The 19,050-nt window shown below is 57.1% G+C and carries 11 protein-coding genes and 1 tRNA gene; 7 read left to right on the top strand and 5 right to left on the bottom strand.

Translation table 11 applies throughout. The features are described 5' to 3' along the window. The first annotated feature begins 405 nt into the window (after positions 1-405). The 6 genes from MHY23_RS05615 (at position 406) to MHY23_RS05590 (ending at position 14,085) form a co-directional block, all read left to right on the top strand. Complete coding sequence (locus MHY23_RS05615; RefSeq protein ID WP_239306748.1) at positions 406-735, top strand: hypothetical protein; 330 nt, start codon at positions 406-408, stop codon at positions 733-735. Continuing rightward, positions 732-4,985 carry a DNA polymerase gene (locus MHY23_RS05610; RefSeq protein ID WP_239306747.1) on the top strand — a complete coding sequence of 1,418 codons (4,254 nt, stop codon included), beginning with the start codon at positions 732-734 and terminating at the stop codon, positions 4,983-4,985. Before MHY23_RS05615 ends, MHY23_RS05610 begins: the two co-directional genes overlap by 4 nt. 1,017 nt (positions 4,986-6,002) lie before the next feature. Next, positions 6,003-7,838, top strand: coding sequence for a hypothetical protein (locus tag MHY23_RS05605; protein ID WP_239306746.1), 1,836 nt, complete (start codon positions 6,003-6,005; stop codon positions 7,836-7,838). Positions 7,839-7,914: 76 nt separating this feature from the next. Further along, positions 7,915-9,867 carry a type I restriction-modification system subunit M gene (locus tag MHY23_RS05600; protein ID WP_239306745.1) on the top strand — a complete coding sequence of 651 codons (1,953 nt, stop codon included), beginning with the start codon at positions 7,915-7,917 and terminating at the stop codon, positions 9,865-9,867. After that, entirely contained in the window at positions 9,864-11,018 is a 1,155-nt protein-coding gene (locus MHY23_RS05595; protein ID WP_239306744.1) for a restriction endonuclease subunit S, read from the top strand. The genes MHY23_RS05600 and MHY23_RS05595 overlap by 4 nt, the downstream gene beginning before the upstream one ends. After that, complete coding sequence (locus MHY23_RS05590; protein ID WP_239306743.1) at positions 11,002-14,085, top strand: type I restriction endonuclease subunit R; 3,084 nt, start codon at positions 11,002-11,004, stop codon at positions 14,083-14,085. Before MHY23_RS05595 ends, MHY23_RS05590 begins: the two co-directional genes overlap by 17 nt. Before the next feature lie 71 nt (positions 14,086-14,156). Here MHY23_RS05590 and MHY23_RS05585 read toward each other — a convergent pair whose 3' ends face one another. The 4 genes from MHY23_RS05585 to MHY23_RS05570 all read right to left on the bottom strand — a co-directional run bounded on the left by MHY23_RS05585 (position 14,157) and on the right by MHY23_RS05570 (position 17,782). Next, complete coding sequence (locus MHY23_RS05585) at positions 14,157-14,732, bottom strand: hypothetical protein (protein ID WP_239306742.1); 576 nt, start codon at positions 14,730-14,732, stop codon at positions 14,157-14,159. Between the two features lie 71 nt (positions 14,733-14,803). After that, positions 14,804-15,367 (bottom strand): antirestriction protein ArdA, encoded by a 564-nt coding sequence (locus MHY23_RS05580; RefSeq protein WP_239306741.1) that lies wholly within the window; start codon positions 15,365-15,367, stop codon positions 14,804-14,806. 190 nt (positions 15,368-15,557) lie between these two features. Further along, positions 15,558-16,727 (bottom strand): DUF4192 family protein, encoded by a 1,170-nt coding sequence (locus MHY23_RS05575; RefSeq protein ID WP_239306740.1) that lies wholly within the window; start codon positions 16,725-16,727, stop codon positions 15,558-15,560. Next, positions 16,724-17,782, bottom strand: a complete 1,059-nt coding sequence (locus tag MHY23_RS05570; protein ID WP_239306739.1) for a DUF4192 domain-containing protein — start codon at positions 17,780-17,782, stop codon at positions 16,724-16,726. The genes MHY23_RS05575 and MHY23_RS05570 overlap by 4 nt, the downstream gene beginning before the upstream one ends. Positions 17,783-17,899: 117 nt before the next feature. Between MHY23_RS05570 and MHY23_RS05565 the strand changes: the two genes are divergently transcribed. Continuing rightward, positions 17,900-18,427, top strand: coding sequence for a hypothetical protein (locus MHY23_RS05565; protein ID WP_239306738.1), 528 nt, complete (start codon positions 17,900-17,902; stop codon positions 18,425-18,427). 523 nt (positions 18,428-18,950) lie between these two features. On the opposite strand, the gene MHY23_RS05560 is transcribed toward MHY23_RS05565, so the two are convergent. Beyond that, positions 18,951-19,024, bottom strand: a tRNA-Met gene (locus MHY23_RS05560). Between the last annotated feature and the right edge of the window lie 26 nt (positions 19,025-19,050).

Here is a 19,050-nt window from a genome sequence, read left to right as displayed (position 1 = left end):
CGCTGTTTTCGAGTGCCACTGACAGGGAAAAAGCTTTGTGTTCGTTTGTTTCGTCTGTGCGTTTTGAAATATTAGCGCGATACGTACCAAAAATTACTAGAAAAGATAGCACTTCGCCAGCAGCTCCGTACAGAATTTGCCATTTTTCTCAACATTCTCAACAGTGCAGTAGTTGCCCCGTCTCCCACCTGCAGCAACGTATTGCAAACCCACACTCCTAGTTCACACAAGCAATCGCTTCGTGTCTCAACAAGTCAACAGCACAGCAGGTTGTCTAGTGCTATTGAGAATTGCAATCAGACCGCGTACACTGAAGAACACTGTCTACGGCAGACTTTTCGGCTTCGGCCCACCCCATTACAACCGTGACAGCGACCACAACGTTCAAGTTTCAAGGAGCGAGTCGTGACTCGGTTAGATGTCATCAGCGGACCCGTTGCCCACCAGGGCGAGCGGGTACTGCCGCTTGCGAAAGCTGCCGTGTTCGTCGATGAGACGCAGTCCCATTTGGAAGCGCTTGTCGCTGCAGGCGTGCTTCCTGCCGTCGAGGTCGACGGTCAACTGCACATCTTCTTCGAGCCGTTGTGCACCTACTACGGCATTGATATGTCGGTGGACAACACCCGTGTTCTGCAGTTCGCCCACGGCATCGCATCGCGTGCGCCGAAGATGAACGAGTTTCAGACTCGCCTGCTCCTTGACGTATTTCGAGAAAGAGGCGTAATCGTCCCATGACAGAAGAAAAGCCCACGGTGGGGACCGGTGGGCTTGACTCAAAGGCTGCTAGCACGTCCTACGATAGTGCTTGTGCAATTGATAGTCAAGCCTGCGCACCCTATTTGTCAGAAGATCACCGTGATCAGCTGCGCACATCAGCAATCACCGATGCAGTGATCGATTCCTGCGGTGTGTACACCGCAGCATGTGCAGATGACCTGCCTGAATGTTTGCGACACTACGCTAAACACAAGGGCGTGTTCCCGGCGCTTGTCTTTCCGATGGTTGAGGCTGACGGCGCTCAAACCTTCCAGATGAAGCCTGCGCAGCCGATCCCGTCAGCAGACGGCAAACTCATGAAGTATGTCTCCCCTGCGAAGAGCTCAGGGGTGATGTCTCCGAAGTTGCCGGTTGTGCGAGGCATCGTCCCTGGCATGACACGTCGCGTAGTGATTGCAGAGGGCACCAAACAAGCACTTGCTGTTGATTCCTATGCCGATACAGATGTCGCAGTGCTGCGCATTGCCGGCATCTACGGCTGGAAAGACGCCGTCTCAGGCCCAACCACTCACCTCGACATCGTCGCAGGATATGAGGTCATCATCATTCCCGATGCGGATGCGGCTTCAAATGCGATGGTTTACGACGGTGCACTTGCACTCGGTAAAGCTTGCGAGCTCAGCGGTGCGACCAGTGTGCGATATGCCAGGCTTTTAGGTGCTGGCAAGGCTGGCATCGATGATCTGCTGCAGTTGCGCGACGTGAAGACGCGACCGGTCTACCTGCGCAACGTCCTTCAGACAGCGGATAAGCGACCAGCGGATCAGCGACCACGAACGAACTTGACCGAGCAAGAGGGTAAGCGCTGGATTGACCTCTCGCTTGGCGCAGCGTCCACGATCCGCGAGTTGGATGAAGCGTTGCTCGAAGAGTTCAAGGGCGACGGCGACAAACTGCCTGCACTCTACCGGGGTGACAAGGGTTTTGTGCGCGTCTCAGGCGTTGACGGCAACGTCACCATGTCTGCGCTTGAAACAGGCGATTTGGTGCGTTTTATCGCCAGCTCCTGCTTCCCCTATCGGCCCGATAAGGATGGCCGTCCACAAGAACAGGAAATCTCCGACAAGACCTTCCGGGCCGTGATGAAAGGCTATGAGCCGTTCCCGGAGATTCGTGGTGTGACCACTGTGCCGATTGTGCACCCTGATGGCACCATCGTCACCAAGCCTGGGTATGACCCAGTGACCAAGCTCTATGTGAACTTGGCTGATGAGTTGGTTGACCTCTACGTGCCGGATGACCCAACGGATGAAGACATCGAAAATGCACGCAACTGGATTCTCAAACCCCTGGTGGACTTCGCGTTCAAGGAAGAATCTGACCGCATGCGAGCGATTGCCGCGTGCATGACACCAATGATTAGGCCGATAGTGCCGACGTCACCGATCTTCACGCTCAACGGCATCAGCGAGGGTATCGGCAAGGGCAAGCTCCTGGGCGTGTTCAGCCTCATCAACTTCGGCACGGAAGCAGTGATGAGCGTCTTTACCGAAAGTGAAGAAGAGATGCGCAAGAAACTCACCTCCGACCTGATGGCAGGGCGCAGCCACATCGTGCTCGATGAGGTCACAGAAGATCTGTATTCGCGTGTGCTCAACGCGTTCGTGACCTCTTCGACGTGGTCTGATCGTGAGTTGCGCACCAATAACACACCAACGTTGCACAACAAGGCGACAGTGTATGCAACGGGCAACAACCTCGCTTTTTCTGCTGACGTGGGCAGGCGCACGCTGCTCATCAACCTCTACTACGAGGGCAATCCAACGCAGCGCACCGATTTTGAAATTGACGATCTTGAGGGCTTCACGCTTGAACACCGACGTGAGTTGATGGCTGCGTATCTGACGCTGATTCGCGCTTGGTACAAGCGCGGCAAGCCGCTTGGTACCTCAGGCTTCAAGATGGCCTCCTTCGAGCAGTGGCAGCGCATCATTGAAGGTGTGATGGAGATGGCTGGGTTCAACGGCCTCTTCGACCACGTGTTGGAGCAGCGTTTGGAAAACGACACAGCTGAGATGGAATGGCGCGCGCACTTTGAGTGGCTCTCTGACAACGGGTTTGGTCTGAAGCCATTTACCTCAGGCGACGTGTGCCGGAGCATGATGAAAGCGAAGTACGAAAGGGAAGACGTCTACCCGCCATATGATTCGCCAATCGAAATCTCACCGGCACAGTTGACCAGGCTTTACAAGCGTGCGAAAGGTCGTTGGCGTGGAGATTTTCGCATTGTGCTGGTGAGTAATGCGCGAGGGCGCGCGAACTTCCAGCTTGAGCACATCAGCCAAACCATCTCAATGCCGCTCGTGCGACCGGAAATTGGTGAGCTCAAGCCCATCGGCGTGCACCCAGATGCCCAGGTTGAACAGGCCCAAGAGGTCGAGGTGGCAGCTGGAGACCAGCTGCCGGTCACGCACATGGGTGTGCCTGCCTCGGTGATCGGTCCTGTTGAGCCCGCTCCATGTAGTGTTCAAGGACCTCGTTTCATGAGCTGGGAGGATTACTTCGGTCTTACAGCGAGCATGGCTGAAGGCACCGATGAAGCACCTGTCAGATTTGAAGCTGCACAGGCAGAGTTGTACGAAGGTGCCATTGTCGACATCGACGGCACTCGTGAGGGCTTGCAGGTCGTGTATTTCATGCTCAATCCTGACGGTAGCGCGAGTTACACAACAGTCGGCAACCCGGTGAAGACGGTCGATATACCCTCTCTCGTTGCGGTTCTTGAGGGTGCTGACCGCCTGGTCACCTACGACTTCTTCGGGGATACAGCGCGCGTACTTGCAGCTCACGGTTTCGATGTCGGCTCCGCAATCGATCAGGGCAGGGTGCGCGACGTGCTTGTGTTGGCGCGTCAGTGTGATCCACCGGCGCAGGGGCGCGGCTATGATGTCGCGGCTCTTGTGCGCCGCTATGGGCTTACTGGGAAGACAGACATGGAGCAGCTCAAGCAGCTGTATTGGACGCTGGCGTGTGATGAATACGCAGTAGAAGAGCACCAGCGTCTGTATCGGGTCTCAGTTGCCAACGGCACCGGGGTGTCTGTCAATGTTGAAGAGGCGAACTACGTGGCTGAGCATGCAGCTGCCCGTCGTGAAAATGTGGCGCAGATGTTGAGCACCAAGTATGGCGTGACGACGGTGCGTAGTGACGGCAAAGCCTCTCAGATGCCATGGGCAACCGTAGCTGGGAAGCGACAGATAGCGGATCTCCTACTGCGCTTTGGTGTTGTGGTGCCAACGAACACCACTGGTGAACCGTCGTTGCGACGGGAGTTTTTGCTGGATGTAGCTGGAAATGATGCCGCCCACCCTGAGGCCCGGGACATTGCGCACCGCATCGCTGAGGCAATGGAGGTGCCGGCCGCAGCGAATCTGCTCAGCCATATCGACGCTGAAGGTGTAGTACGCCCTGAGGTCAAGCCGGAACAGTCTACGGGTCGTTTTTCCACCACGGCGCCAGCATTGAACGTGTTTGGAAAGCGCGATGCGCGCTTGCTGGCGCAGCGCAGCGTGATCTTGCCGGATAGCGAGGATGAAGTGCTCATCGCGTTCGATTTTGCGCAGATTGACGCTCGCGTGATGGCTGTTGGTTCGCAGGATGAGGCGTATCTGGCTCACTTTGCCCCAGGTGTGGACTACTACACATCGCTAGCCGAGCAGCTGTGGGCGGACCCGTCTCGCCGTGCCGATGCCAAGAAGGTGGCACACGCCATCAACTACGGCGCGGGACCAAATCGACTGTCTCAGGATATTGGCATACCGCTCGCGGAAACTCAGGCACTGTTGGGGGATATTGCTAAGCGATATCCCAAACTGGATGAGTTCAAGACCCAATTGCGCCAAATTGCAAAACGCGATGGTTTTATTACAACTGGTTTTGGTCGACGTGTGCGGGTAAATGAGAATAACGTTTACACACAAGCTCCTGCCGCATACGGACAAGGCACGGCGCGTGATGTGTTCACTACAGCGTTGATGAAAATGCCGATGGAAGTGGTGGAGCGAATTCGAATATTCGCGCACGATGAAATTGTTCTGTCGGCGCCAAAAGACAAAGCAGACGAGTATCGAAATGCGGTCCTTGAGGCAATGACGTTTGAATTCATCCCGCCGACGTTATTGGATGCCTCAGACAGCGTCGTTTCTGTATCCGTTATCGCGGATGCGTCAAACCCCGGAGATAATTGGGCCAAGTGTTATGCAGACTAGAATTACCCGGTGTTCTGCATAACGAGAACCTATCATTTGTCGCCAATATGTTGTTCATATTGGCGACATTTTGTTGCGCATACTGGCCCCGGATGGGCAACATCGGCACCCGCCCGCGTGAGGCGTGTGTTTGAAAATGAATGAAAATTTCGTTCATTTTTCATCCTTTTTCGCGACAGATTGTGCCATTTTCTCGACAAATGTTGCCGAAATCGGTGTGCTCACACCGCGAAGCTGAAGTGGAATGAAATTTCTCGAGAAATTTCATTCATTTTTCATTGGTTTACACAACAGATCGTGACATTTTCACCACGAATTGTGGCAGATCTGCGACAACGACACATTCACTGGTTGTCGTACATGTCCTGGGGTGACCAAATGTGGTCGGGGGCAAGCTCCATTGCCCCGTCAGGATCGCCATGCACCACGAGCGCCCGGGGCGGGCGCGGTCGGTGCTCCAATGCCCACAAAGGGCCCAACACGAGTGCGCGCAGTGCTGGGCCCGACTGGGCCCACTCAGGCACGCACAGCGCCACCAAGCCCCCGACACGAACACATGCAGTGTCGGGGGCGCAGTGTGGCCTGTGGGTGCCCTCCGGCGGCAGCCGGTAGCCCCCTGCAAGGGCACACAACCTAGGAATATTACGGCGCGCTAGCGCCTCCTAGGTTAGTGTGTTAACCTAGGAGCACCTAGGATTGAGCTAGGCCGAACGCAGTGAGGTACGGAACCTGGCTCAATCAAAGGTGCTCCTAGGTTGTGCGCGGCCCTGCAGCACCGACATGACAGACGGGCCAGGCCCAGTGCTGTCATGGCCGGGGATGTCAGGGCGCGCACTTGGGTGAGGCGGATGCAGCTGGGCCGACGAAGTCGGATAGGGCCCCAGCTGGATCAGGCTCGCCCCTGCCCGCAGGAGTTGGCTGGATACCACTGGTAGCGGGCATCGAAGTCAAAGGAACAACTTCAGACCCAAAACACAACGACGGTAAGGACCACCTGGAGAAAACAAGGAGCCGATCATGGCAGTAGCATCTGGCTACACGACACCGCTGCGATGGCAAGGAGTGCCACGTAGCGAATTGCGTGCTCGTGTGTTACATGACGCACGCGACACCGAGAAGGAATCTGGCAGAAGGGTCAATCACTCAAATCCGAACATCAACCAGTTTCTCACCCAGTTCAATGAGACATGGGTTCCCGATGAAAACGGCGGGCGCAAACGGTTAGGGGGAAAGACTCCCATTGATGATGTGGTGAATTTCATTGATGAGAGAACAGCGCTTGCAAAAACATGGCACTACGAAAAGAAGTGGGATAGATACCGTGAAGTGAAGAAGCTTCGCAAAAACACTTCCGTGGCCATGGAAGTGATTTTCATGCTCGACCCGGAATTTACCGGTCCCGCTTGGTCGATGTTCCACGAGACATTTGAACAAGGCGCGAAAGAATATCTGGAAAACGAAACTCAGCCTTTGGCCCAGATGATTCGCGACGGGAAATTCGACAAATATGTCGGCGCCAATTTCCGTAATGAAGCTGCGGATTTACTAATTAATGAAGCGCAAGAGAATGTTGATAAGTGGCGGGAAACCATCGATGAGCGCTACGAGAAAACTATTGAGTTACTGAGTATCTGTGCCGATTATGGCGAGTCAATGTTCAACGACGGAAATTGGGCGATGACGTCATTGCATGTCGATGAAGGCCATTTTCATATTCAAATAATCGGCTCGGCTTTAGGCGAAGGTGTTACTCACCCCGACGGCAGATATGAACGCAAAATTGGCTCGCGCGAGTTTCACGGTGTGGCAAATTTTGAGGTTGGCAAGCAGCGCACCCAAGCCCAAGCCCAGTATTCGAAGAAGCACGACGAGATCCGTGAGCGATTGCGTGAAGCCGGTTACGACGCCACGTTTGAGCGTGTGGACAATAAGCGCCCGAATTTGCCTAAGGAGCAACTCACGGTGCTCAAGCTGCAAGAGAAGATGATCGCCCTTGGCGACAAGTTCCGTGAGAAACAAGACCAAGAACAATTCCGAACAGAGCTGGAACAGCTAAATGCTGCCGAGGCGTTGCGGGTGGGCGAAAAGAATCTCAATGCGGAGCTGAAACAGCTGCCCGCCCTGCGCAAGCGTGCTCAAGACGAGGGCAAGCGAGAAGGACTGAAGCTGGCCGAGGAAGAAGCTGCCAAGCTGCGTGCTGAGGCCGACCAGGTCAAGGCTGAGGCGGAGAAAGACAGAGCCGCTGCACGGATAGCCAACGCTGAAGCTGATGACGCTAAAGAAGCTGCCGAGCTGGACAGGAAAGCTGCTGAGCAGGACTACCAAGCTGCGCAACAGGCCAAGCGAGCTGCTGAACTGGACAGAACAGCTGCCGCGCAGGAAAGAACCGCTGCTAAGCAAGCCAACACAGCAGCTGAGCAAGCTGAAGCACGAGCACGGGCGAGCCTGGAAGCTATCCAGGACCTTGCAGACGCGGTCAACGTCGATGACATGGACGAGGCCATCATCTTGTCGATGAACAACCTGGAGTACCAGTACCTCAAGGAAAAAGGCCTGGAAGGCGACTTTGCCGCCTACCGTCAACAAGCAATTCGACGTGAGGTGGCGCGAGAAAAGGCCAAAGACCCGCTGGCAAAGGATGGTCTCTTACTCCGGCTGGCGGAAAGCCGCGCGAAGCTCACTGTGGGTGAACAGCGTGAGGCCCAATGGCGCAAGATGCAGAGCATTGCCGCAAGCTCGGCACCGGAATCGCGTGCACGCCAGTTAGCTGAGCTGATGCGCCAGCAAAAGGCGCAAGACCACAGCTCCACGGGCGACGCTAATCAGCCAAACATGGGCGATTTAGGAGAGTAGGCGGTTCATGTGTTCGAACGCTCTCCCCCGGTGTCAAAGCACCAATTAGCATTACCAGCAAGTATTCAATCTCAAAATGAAGGACAAAACGTACGTGAGTACCGTAAATCTGAACCAAACGGCGGTGTGGGACACCGCCGACAAGTACCTCCGCCACATTGTGGAAGAAGAGGACTATGGCGACTACATCATTCCCATGACCGTGCTGCGACGACTTGAGTGCATCTTGGAGCCCACCAAAGAGGTTGTGCGCGCCAAGGTCAATGAACTGAAGAAGCATGGTCGAAGCGATGAGATGATCGCCTGGGAGGTCGGGAATATCGACGGCCACGATGTTCCCTTCTACAACGCATCACAACACTCGCTCGTTTCCATCTCAAAGGTGGACTCCGATGTCTACGACACGCTGATGGAGTACATCGCGGGCTTCTCCCCCAACATCCGCGACATCTGGGACGCCTTCGAGTTTGGCGACCGAATGAAGAAGCTTGACGATGCTGGCCGTCTCTGGGCAGTGATCAAGCACTTCGCAAAGATCGACATGAGCCAGGAAGTACTGCCCGATCACCAGATGGGCGACCTGTTCGAGGACGTCATGTATCGGTCCTTCAACAAGAAGGGCAAGGCAGCGGGTAATTTCTATACCCCACGTGACGCTATCCGCCTGATGGTGGACATCCTCTTCGCCTCTGACGATGTGGGGCTTACCAAAGCTGGTGCATCTCGCACTGTGTACGACCCGACTGCAGGTACGGGCGGCATGTTGCTGGTTGCTGAGCGCGCGCTCAAGGAGCTCAACCCCGACATTGAGGTGAACATGGCGGGCCAGGAGTTGATGGCCATGAGCTACGCCATCGGCAAGGCTGACTTGCTCATTCAGGGTGGTGACGCAGACGCCATTAAAAAGGGCGATACGCTGCTCGAAGACCTCTACGCGGATGACCAGTTTGAATACATCCTGTCCAACCCACCGTTCGGCGGCGACTGGAGTCTCCAGCTGAACTCGGTGAAGGAGCAAGCGAAGGAGCCTGGTTCCCGCTTCTCACATGGTTTGCCGTCGAAGACGGACGGCCAGATGCTGTTCTTGGCCCACGTAGCAAGCAAGCTGATGCCGGCGGGGCCAAACGGTTCTGGTGGGCGTGGCGCTGTGGTTTCTAACGGCTCGCCGTTGTTCGTTGGCGGCAAGGGTCCAGACGGTATTCGTGCCTACCTGTTGAACAACGATCTGGTGGACGCGATCATCCAGCTGCCGACGGAGATGTTCTACGGCACCGGCATCTCGACCTATGTCTGGATCTTGGACACGAACAAGGAGGACCACCGCAAGGGCTTTATCCAGCTCATTGATGCTTCTGAGCAGTGGGAGCTAATGGGTAAGTCGATGGGCTTCAAGCGTCGCGTAATCGGGGACGCGGGGCGTAAACGCATCCTCGAAGAGTACGAAGGCTTCGCAGACACTGAGATGTCCAGGATCATGACCGCAGAAGATTTCACCTTCCGTGACGTCAAGGTCACCAAGCAGGCTCGTCTGCGTGTAGAGGTGACTGAGCAAGCGAAGCAGGCTGTGTTGGCTGCCAAGGGCGCAAAGCCGGTCCACGCTGACATCCTCGAAGAGTGCAAAGACAGCACCTACAACGCGCTTCCTGAGGCGCTGAAGGTCGCTGCTGCCCGTCGTGGGGAGAAGATGCCTGTAAGCGTTATCGACGTCGCTCAGGCTGCTGTAGGCGTTCCCGATGAAGCAGCAGAGCCGAGCGTGAACCGAAAAGGGAAGACTGTATTGGACACGTCGTTCTCGATGACAGAGCGTATTGCGCTGAGCGAAGATGTGGATGAACACATGGCACGTGAAGTGCTCCCGTTTGCACCTGGAGTCACCTGGGATGAGAAGGACAGCAAGACCATCTACGAGATTCCATTCAAGCGCATTTTCTACAAGCCGGTGGAGCCACGCGATCTAGCCGAGATTGACGCTGATTTGGCAAATGTCATGGGCCGTCTTGCTGAGAAGTTTGCGGAGGTGCGGGGGTGATCTCAGCATTTGATTTTGAGAAGAGAACTCATCGCGAGGGCTGGACCCGAAGGCGCCTTGGAACGCTAGTGCAATTCCGCAATGGCCAGGATGCGAAAGAAGTTGAGGTTGTCGATGGGGGTTATCCTGTATTTGGCTCAGGCGGAGAATTCAAACGAGCAAACAGCTATCTGCATGATGGCCCTTCTATCTTGTTTGGCCGAAAGGGAACGATTGATAAACCGCTGCTTGTGGACGGCCGTTTCTGGACAGTGGACACTATGTACTACACCGTCCCCGGTCCGGATGTAGACCCTCGGTTCATACATTACTGGGCTACGACCGCCCCACTCGAGGTATTGTCTACTAACACTGCCGTACCCAGCATGACCGCAACCGATCTTTCCCAGTTGTATGTAGATGTTCCAAGTCTTAGTGAACAACGGCTCATTTCCGATTATCTCGACCGCGAGACAGCCGAGATCGACGCCATGAGTGCAGACTTAGATGAGATGGAAGCGTTGTTGGGCGAGCGCAAACGCAATATCGGTGCACTGGCTCTGCTTGAGCATCCGAAGGTGGAACAAATCGCGGTTGCGTTACTTTTCGAGTCCGAAGACAACCTACGGGTCCCGGTGAAGTCAGCTGACCGGAAGGAGATGGCCGGAGATATTCCGTACTACGGGGCTAGTGGCGTGATTGATCACGTGACGGAACCTATTTGGCTTGATACCAAACGTCTTCTGGTCTCTGAAGATGGAGCAAATCTGATGGCACGTAGTCAACCGATTGCGTTTCTGGCAGAAGGAGACTTCTGGGTGAATAACCACGCCCATGTGTTACGGGAACGTGCACCCTGGAGCTATGAGTTAGCTGCGTTGGGCATTGCGTTGACGAATATCGAGGGGTTCATAACTGGAAGTGCACAGCCGAAGCTGACTGCGGACAATTTGATGCGCATGCGCCTGCCTTGGTTGACGGAAGAGGATGATCGTCGTGCTGTTATTGAAGGTATCCAGCGTGACACAGCTGAAATCGACTCCATGCTCTCTGACATTCAAGAGCTGCGAGTACTTCTAGCAGAACGTCGCAGCGCGTTGATTACAGCAGCAGTTACCGGCCAAATCGACATTCCAGAACTCACGGAGGCCCACGATGGCGAAGATTACTAGCGAAGAAGAATTTGAAACAGCCATCTGCAAGGGTTTGGCACAACACGGCTGGGCGTATGTCGAGGGCGAGAAGGACAACGGTTGGGATCGTCGCCTGGCCCTCTACCCTGCCGACGTGCTGGGCTGGCTGAAGACTCAGTACCCGAAGGAGTACGAAAAGGCTGTTCCAGCAGACGCCACCGATGTCTCTCGTGAGGTGGCAGAGCGCAAGCTGTTGGAGCACGTAGCCAACCGTTTGGAGTCGAAGACGCGCAAGGACCCGCAGTCCGGCAAGACGCTCGGCGGCTTGCTCGGCACGCTGCGTGAGGGCTTCAACTACACCGCAACGCGAAACTCCAAGTTCGGGCCCATGGTGGCGTTCCCACCTGCTAACCCGAACGTGCAGTCCACGCAGGCCAAAGCTGATGCCAACATCCTGCGCGTACTACGCCAGGTGCATTTCGATACGCAAGGCAACGAGACGCTTGACCTCGTACTCTGCGTCAACGGCATCCCCGTGGTGACCATGGAGCTGAAAACAGACAACACGCAGGCAGTGGCGATTGCGCGACAGCAATATCGCGATGACCGCAAGCCCTCTGCGAACCGCCGTGTGCTTCTCCCAGGGCGAGCGCTTGTCCACTTCGCAGTCTCTAACGAGGAGGTCTACATGACCTCGGAGCTCAAGGGAGCTGAAACCTCGTTCCTGCCCTTTAACAAGGGCTTCAACGAGGGCGCGGGTAACCCTCCCGTTGAGGACAAGTCAGAGACGCACTACCTCTGGGAGGAAGTGCTTGAGCGGGGACAGTTCCTGCGAATCTTGCGAGATTTCGCGGTGTGGTCGCCCGATGCGAAGCCGAAGCGCGGCACCCCAGGTGGCAGATTGATTTTCCCGCGCTACCACCAGCTACGGGCAGTAGAGCGTGTCTCACGCGACGTGTTGGCTCATGGGCCGGGGCAAAAGTATTTGATCCAGCACTCTGCGGGCTCAGGCAAGACGCTGACCATCGCGTGGCTGTCGCACAGGCTGATCCGCCAGTACCAGCCGGATGGCACCAAAAGCTTCGACTCGATCATCGTGGTCACTGACCGCAATGTGCTGGACACCAACGTGCGCCACGACATCCAGATGCTCGGTGGCTCGCTGGGGCTTATCGTCAGCGTGGGTGAGCGCTCTGGCGCGAAGTCTGAGCAGCTTGCAGAAGCCATTGAAGAGGGTGGCCACATCATCACCTGTACGTTGCAGACCTTCCCGTTTGTGCTGGAGAAGCTGCGGCAGGCCGATCTGTCGGAGCGGTCCTGGTGTGTGATTGCTGATGAGGCGCACTCGTCGCAGACGGGCGATTCCGCCTCGTCGCTGCGCAAGCTGTTGACCAACGTCGAACTGGAGCCGGACGAAGATTACAGCGCAGAAGACCTCCTTGCTCTCGAACAAGAGGCCATCGCGCTGGCGGGCAACATGTCGTTTGTGGCGCTCACTGCGACTCCGAAGGCCAAGACGCTGCAGCTATTTGGCACCAAGAATCCCTCGACCGGCGAAACGGAACCGTTCGACCTGTACCCGATGGGTCAGGCCATCGAAGAGGGCTTCATCCTCGATGTGCTAGGCAATTATTCCACCTATGGCATGTTTGCTGAGGTGCGAGACGAGCTCGGCCGCACTGAGGAGGTCAATGTTGGTGAAGCCGTCAGCGACATCACCAAGTTCGTGCGCCTTCACGAAACGGCGATTGCACAGAAGGTGCAGGTGGTTGTTGAGCACTTCAAACGCAACGTAGTGCATCACTTGGACGGCAAGGCGCGTGCGATGGTTGTGACGTCATCGCGCCAAGCTGCTGTGCGCTGGTCTGCAGAGATGAACAAGTACATCAACGAAAAGGGCTATGACTTCAAGTCCCTGGTGGCCTTCTCCGACTCCATCAAGGTGGATGATTACGCAGAACCAGTAACCGAGGTCGGCATCAATGGTGTCTCTGATGTGGAGCGCGCGTTCAAGGACGATGATCTGCCTTACCGGGTGCTCATCGTCGCGGAGAAGTTCCAGACCGGTTTCGATGAGCCACGTCTGTGCGCGATGTATGTCGACAAGAAGCTGTCTGGCGTAGCCACTGTGCAAACACTGTCGCGGTTGAACAGGATCTACCCGAACAAGCCAGTGCCGATGGTCGTGGACTTTGCAAACGACCCGGCAAGCATCGTGGCCGACTTCAAGGATTTCTACGGCAAAGCCTTCATCGAGAAGGGTGTTGACCCCAATACGCTGCACAATCTCGCTGATGAGATTGACACTGCGGGCTATTACACCGAGGCAGAGATGGAGGCTGTGGCGCAGGCCTACATGGCAGGCTCTGACTCCGAGAAGCTGCGAGGGGCAGCAGCCCCTATCGTGGTGCGCTGGCGCGCAGCGCGCGATAGCGACAAGGAAGCAAGAGCCCACGCAACGGCGTTCAAGTCGAACGTGCGCAAGTACCGCCGCGCCTACGAGTTCTTGAGCCAGATCGTCGCATTTCGTGACGTGACAATGTCCAAACGTGCGATGCTGTGCGCGGTGCTGGAGCGCGTGCTCCACCTGACCGCCGACAAGGACGAAGTAGATGAAGATTTCGCGGAAGGCATCACACTGGCCGGTGTCGCGATCAGGGAGAAGGAGATTGAGGTCGATAGGTCACTCACCGAAGGAAGCACTGATCCCCTAGTTGCCCCCAACTTCGACCCGACAATCGGGGACGAGTCGACGCCGCTGCGCGCCACCTTCGATGAGGTCGTGGAGAAGGTCAATAACCTCTTCTCGATGGCCGGTGTCGAGGTTGGTAACTCAGCGACAGCGCAGATGATCGTTGCAGCGTGGGGCACACTGTCACAGGCTCCGGAGGCGGTGAAGCTGGGCAAGACAAACTCTGCTGCACAGCTGAAACGCTCGAAGAAGTTCAAGACCGAAGCAACCAAGGCGATTTTGAGTGGTATTGACGAGCGAACCCGGATCGATACACTGCTCTCCAGCGACAAGGACATGCTTGAAGGCGTGATTTCGGCGCTGGCGGACATCATGGCTACGGCGAAGGAGATGGGCGAGCTCGACGGGGAGTAGGCCGAGCAAAACAAAACCCCGTGAGGATGTTCCTCACGGGGTTACTGCTCTGACGTGCCTGGGTCTACGGGTTAGCGGTAGAACTTAAAGCCGTAGGCTGCGCCGCCTTTGCCGTCGTTCTCGCCACCACTGAAGTAGATACCGAAGCTGGATACACCATTAAGTGGAAGGGTGACCTGGGTCTCCTGGCCCTTACGTAGCGTGTACTCACGGGAATTGGTCTCGTCGAGGTCGATGCCGACCTTTACCTCTGCGTCATCGTTGACGTAGTGCAGTTCATCACGTGTGAGAGTGAAGGAAACAGCACTGTACTTCTTGTCCACGTAGCATTGGATCCCAGATGGGGCGGCATCGCGGCCGCTCGACACAACTCCGTTCTTGAAGGTCTTGCCGTTGACGCCGACATCAGCCGGGCTCAGCAGGTTCCAGGTCCTACCGCACAGGTCCCACATCGACTCTTCTTTCGAAGCAGCGTTATCAATGCTGGGGCCTGGGTTCTTGGGTTTGTCACCCTCGGGGAGAGATGGGTTGATTGCCTGCACGATCATTACGATGGCGGTGATGATTGCGACGATGGCGCCAGCGATTTGTGGCAGTAGGTTCTGCAGGTCACGCAGCATGCGGTTGAGTTCCTGAGGGCTGGGCATTGCGCCGCTCCTTAGATCCGGTGAAATCTGTACACCGTCATTAAATACGCTGTCAGCAAGCTGCGCAAGAGCTATACCACCGCGTCGAAGACCCACACGCTCCCCACTTTCATTGCAGGCAGCACGTGGTAGTCCATCTCCAGGTCACGCAGCCACTGCTCGTAGTCGAAGTAGCGCTCCTGTTCGTCGGTCATGCCCTCGGTGGGCTTGAGCTCGCAGTATTGCTCCCAGCCGAAGTCGGCAATCGAGCCGTATTCGCCCTGGTAAGCCTGCCTAAAGCGCGTAACCTCTGGTGGCTCGGACGCATCAAGCACGTCGTAGCACCAGCGCATATAGGCGGGCCACAGCGAATCATCGCTGAGTTCGACGTATGCCCTGCCCCACATGGCAGCGTCCATAGGCTGCATCTCGCCGCTTTTGGGCATGTTGTTGGTGTCGAAGCACCACAGCTCGTCATGCGCGCTGTCTCGCTCGACCTGCGTTCGCAGTGTCGCCGGTAGGTAGTCGTGCAGGGTGTCGATGGTGATGTCTTCGGCGTCTTCGGCGTCGACCCATTCACCGACTAAGCGGCCGTCGTTGTAGCAGCCTAAACATCCCACCCAGACCTGCGGGTGGTTGGTGTTGTTGCTGGTCATAATGTCTTTCTCCTGTTGTCGTGCGGGGTGTGTGGTTGTCCAGTACATTCGTGGCTGCAGCCGGGTTGAGCGACCTGCTCATTGACCTCCCCGGGCAGCGTGGCACCCCCCGATGAAGTTCATCCCCCAGAACTTCGCGCCTAGCGCTCCCTGGCTGCGGGCCCGCCCTGGTGTATCCAGGGCGGGTTTCCTATGTGCGTCGCCAGTGCATCGCATCTGGTGGCAGCAAGAGCTCCGCCCAGGCGCGCTGTGAGCCGCTGTGAGCCCGCGAGATGACCTCGTGGCTGCGTCCTTGGCGCAACAGCTCTCCAATGACCCGTGCAGGCGTGTAGGAGGGCATCTCAGCGCTTGCTTGGCGCAGTGCCTGCAGCGCCCAGGGAGTAATACCCTCCTGCAGCGCGATAAGCGCCCACATGCCCAGGGCGTGCGCTCGCGCTTCGCCGTGGGTGGTCTTGGCGACGTGCATCAAAAGCCCTGCGGTTTGCTGCGGGTGGTCAAGCGCTTCGGTGATCAGGCAGTCGCTGATCTTGCTCACGCTCAGTGCCGCGATGAGCACTTCGAGCTCGTGCGGGTCATCGACCAGCACAATCTGCGGGCATGAGTGTGTTGGCTCGATCAGCTCGCTGGCCACGGCACTGCGCAGCACGTCACGGGCGGCGTAGACCAGATCGACAGCGCGGTCAGCGTTGCCGTCGTTGAGGTTCATCAGCGCCCGGTGTGCCCTGCGCTGTGCGCTGGTAGCAACATCCACCACGGCGTTAGCGGTGGCGAACTCTTGTGTGGCTGCTTTGCTGTGCACGCCTGTCAGTGCTGCTAAGTCCTCGGAGTACGCCCAGTAGCCGGCAAACGTCGCAAGGTTCGCCGCTGGGCGCACGCCATGGCTGTGTAGCAGGCGCATGTGGTCGTTGTCTTCCGGGTCGGCCACCGTCCCGAACATCACAGGCGGTCTGCGCACGTCGTAGCCCAATAGCCCTGGCGTAGCGAAGACCAGCGAGAATGGCTCGCGGTGGGCAATGTCTGCCACGTGCCAGCACGCCTCGATGAGGTTGGTGCCGAGCACTTGGGCCACATATGCGTGTTCGGTGATGTTATCGACCTGCTGCGTCTCGCGGTGTGGAGTCACGATCACGGCGAAGACGTGGGGCAGTCTGCGCAGGTCGCGAAACATCGCGTGCTGCCAGTTTTGGCTCAATACCTGCTCTAGGCCGACATACGCCAGTTCAACGGGCTGCAGCGCATCGTCTAGCCAGTCCAGGCCGACAAGCACTAAGGCGTCGCGCGGGAAGTAGGCGAACATGCCTGGGATCTGCGCGATCATCCGGCCTGGGAAGAACCGCTGTGACGCAGCTGGCCCGGTCATAGGCCCAGCTCCTGCAGGGTCATATTTGCTCCGTCAGCGGCGCTGTTGAGCAGTTGGCGGCTCAGCCCGTGCGCCATGATCTTGTCCAGCAGGCGTGTCAGCCTATGTGCTGGCTCGGTGTCCACCGCGGCGTCGAGTGCGGCACGTGCCAGCCCTGCCAAATCTTCGTTGGTGGCAAGCATCGACCACAGGCACAGCGCGTTGGCACGCACTACGCCGTCGAAGTGGGTAGCCACAGCAAGCAGGATCTGGCTTGCACGCTGTGGGTTGTCGAGCACGACGGTAATCAGCGCGTCGCGCAGTTTGCTGCTGGTCAGACACGCCACAAACGTGGTCAGCTCGTCGGTGTCGAGCAGCGCCAGCGGATCGGGGATCTGCGCGGGCACAACCATGGCAGGCTGCGCTGTTTCGATGGTGAGCATCGCTTGTGCCACCAGCGCACGGGCAGGGTCGTGGACACCGTTTGCCCAGGCGTTGAGCACCTCGCTGCCGTGCAGCTTGGCGTCGGCGGCAACCTGGTCGTAGCTCGATTCGCGCTGCGTGGCGAGCGCAAAGTAGCCCATGATGTCATCGCGGCTCAGTTCCGGCAGCACGCCGTGTTGGGCAAGCTGTGCCATTGCAGGCGAGGCCATGATGCTTGCGACGTCGCCTTCATAAAAGCGCGGGTCATCCACCATCGACGGTTGCTGGCCGTACTCAAGGTGGTAGCGCTCGCCTTCGGCAACATCGGGCACGGACCAGATGGCGTCGATGCGCTCATCAACGTAGGCGACGTACAGGTGGTCCAGTGCGTTGAGCACGACCGGGTGGTGGCGGTGGCGGGTGATGATGACGCCGAGTACCACGTTGTAGTCGCCGGTGATGCGTGCAAAGCGCTCACCGAATGCGTCTTCTGTGACCTGGTCGAGGTCAAGGCGCATTGCAGGGCCGGTCTCCACATAGCCGCCGTCGCGGTTGAAGCACAGCACCACCAGCGATTCTTGTGGGTAAAACCCGAGTAAGCCGGGGATTAAGGCGATCACATCGCCCGGGGTCGAAATAGGTTGCTGCTCCATGATGTCTCCTCACACGAGTGTTGGGGGGTTGGCTTACATCAGCCACGCCCGCACTCGTCCGCACCTTTTGGTGCGGATATGTGCACAACAGCAGGGGACCTGGTTTACAGTGCACATATGACAGACGCAGCAAACACTCCCGACAACCCGGGTACGCCTGATATTGACTTCGACAAGCTCACGCCTGAACAGATTGAAGCGTTAATCAACAAGGCTCAACAGGCAGTCAAGTCCCGAAAGAACGTCTCGCGTGAGCGTAAGAACGAGTACACAGCAATGTGGAAAAGGCACCGCGACAGCCTGCCGATGCTGTTGGAGTACCTCTACGACTCTCCGTCCACGATCATCGAATCCGACAATGACGAGGACTATGCAGGTGCTGAGCATGACGCGTTCTTGACTGAAGCAGCGTCGTTTCGCGATGGCGTGATGCAAGAGATTGCCGATATGCAGGCTTCGTGGGATGAATCCAAGGACATTGCCAAGGACAACGACGTGTTAGAGGCACTGCGGGAGTACAACGCCGGTGCAAAGGCACGATCCGAGGCCCGCAAGCGTGGTGCAGAGAAGCGCTACAAGAAGGGCGCCGCCAAGAAAACCACCAAGCGCACGGCGAAACAGGATGAGCAGAGCTCAGACAGCTAGCGTTTGTCCTATATATAAAGAAAGGCCCATTTTTATTCATCGAAATGGGCCGTTCTTCAGCTCTGGCCGCATTGATGTGAGGTGCGTCACCAAGACGAGGCGAAATCCACGCTTGGCGTGATCGTGGTGTGGATTTGAAAACGCGACCTGCGCAAACACGGCTGCAAATCCACACCACGCACCAACACATGTGGTTTTGCGGCACAGGGCCTGCCCCACCAGTGCTGAGCGAAGGCCGGCAAAACGCCTGCTGTCGTTCCCACCGGGGAGATGCCGGCCTTCGCAGCCCATAGTGAACCAAGCAGCCCCTGAAGCAGGGGTGTGCCGCACCCGCGTCGGGCAACACCCTCGCCTACCCGCGAAGCCTCTGTCAGTTGCTATCGGGACGCTTTTGCTCCGGGGTACCAATCCGCTCTAGCGAGACGCTGTGCAGAACCCGTGCAGCTATAGGGACGTTTATCGAGACGGTGTCTCGCAAAAAGAAAACCTGGCCAGAGGAAATATCCTCTGGCCAGGCACTTAGTAGCGGGGGCTGGATTCGAACCAACGACCTCTGGGTTATGAGCCCAGCGAGCTACCGAGCTGCTCCACCCCGCGTCGGGCGTTTATGTGATTATCGCCTG

The organism is Corynebacterium sp. ACRQP, assembly GCF_022345915.1.
Classification (GTDB): Bacteria; Actinomycetota; Actinomycetes; order Mycobacteriales; family Mycobacteriaceae; genus Corynebacterium; species Corynebacterium lehmanniae.
Note: the sequence above shows the minus strand (reverse complement) of the source record. Positions and strands in the feature narration are given on the sequence as shown.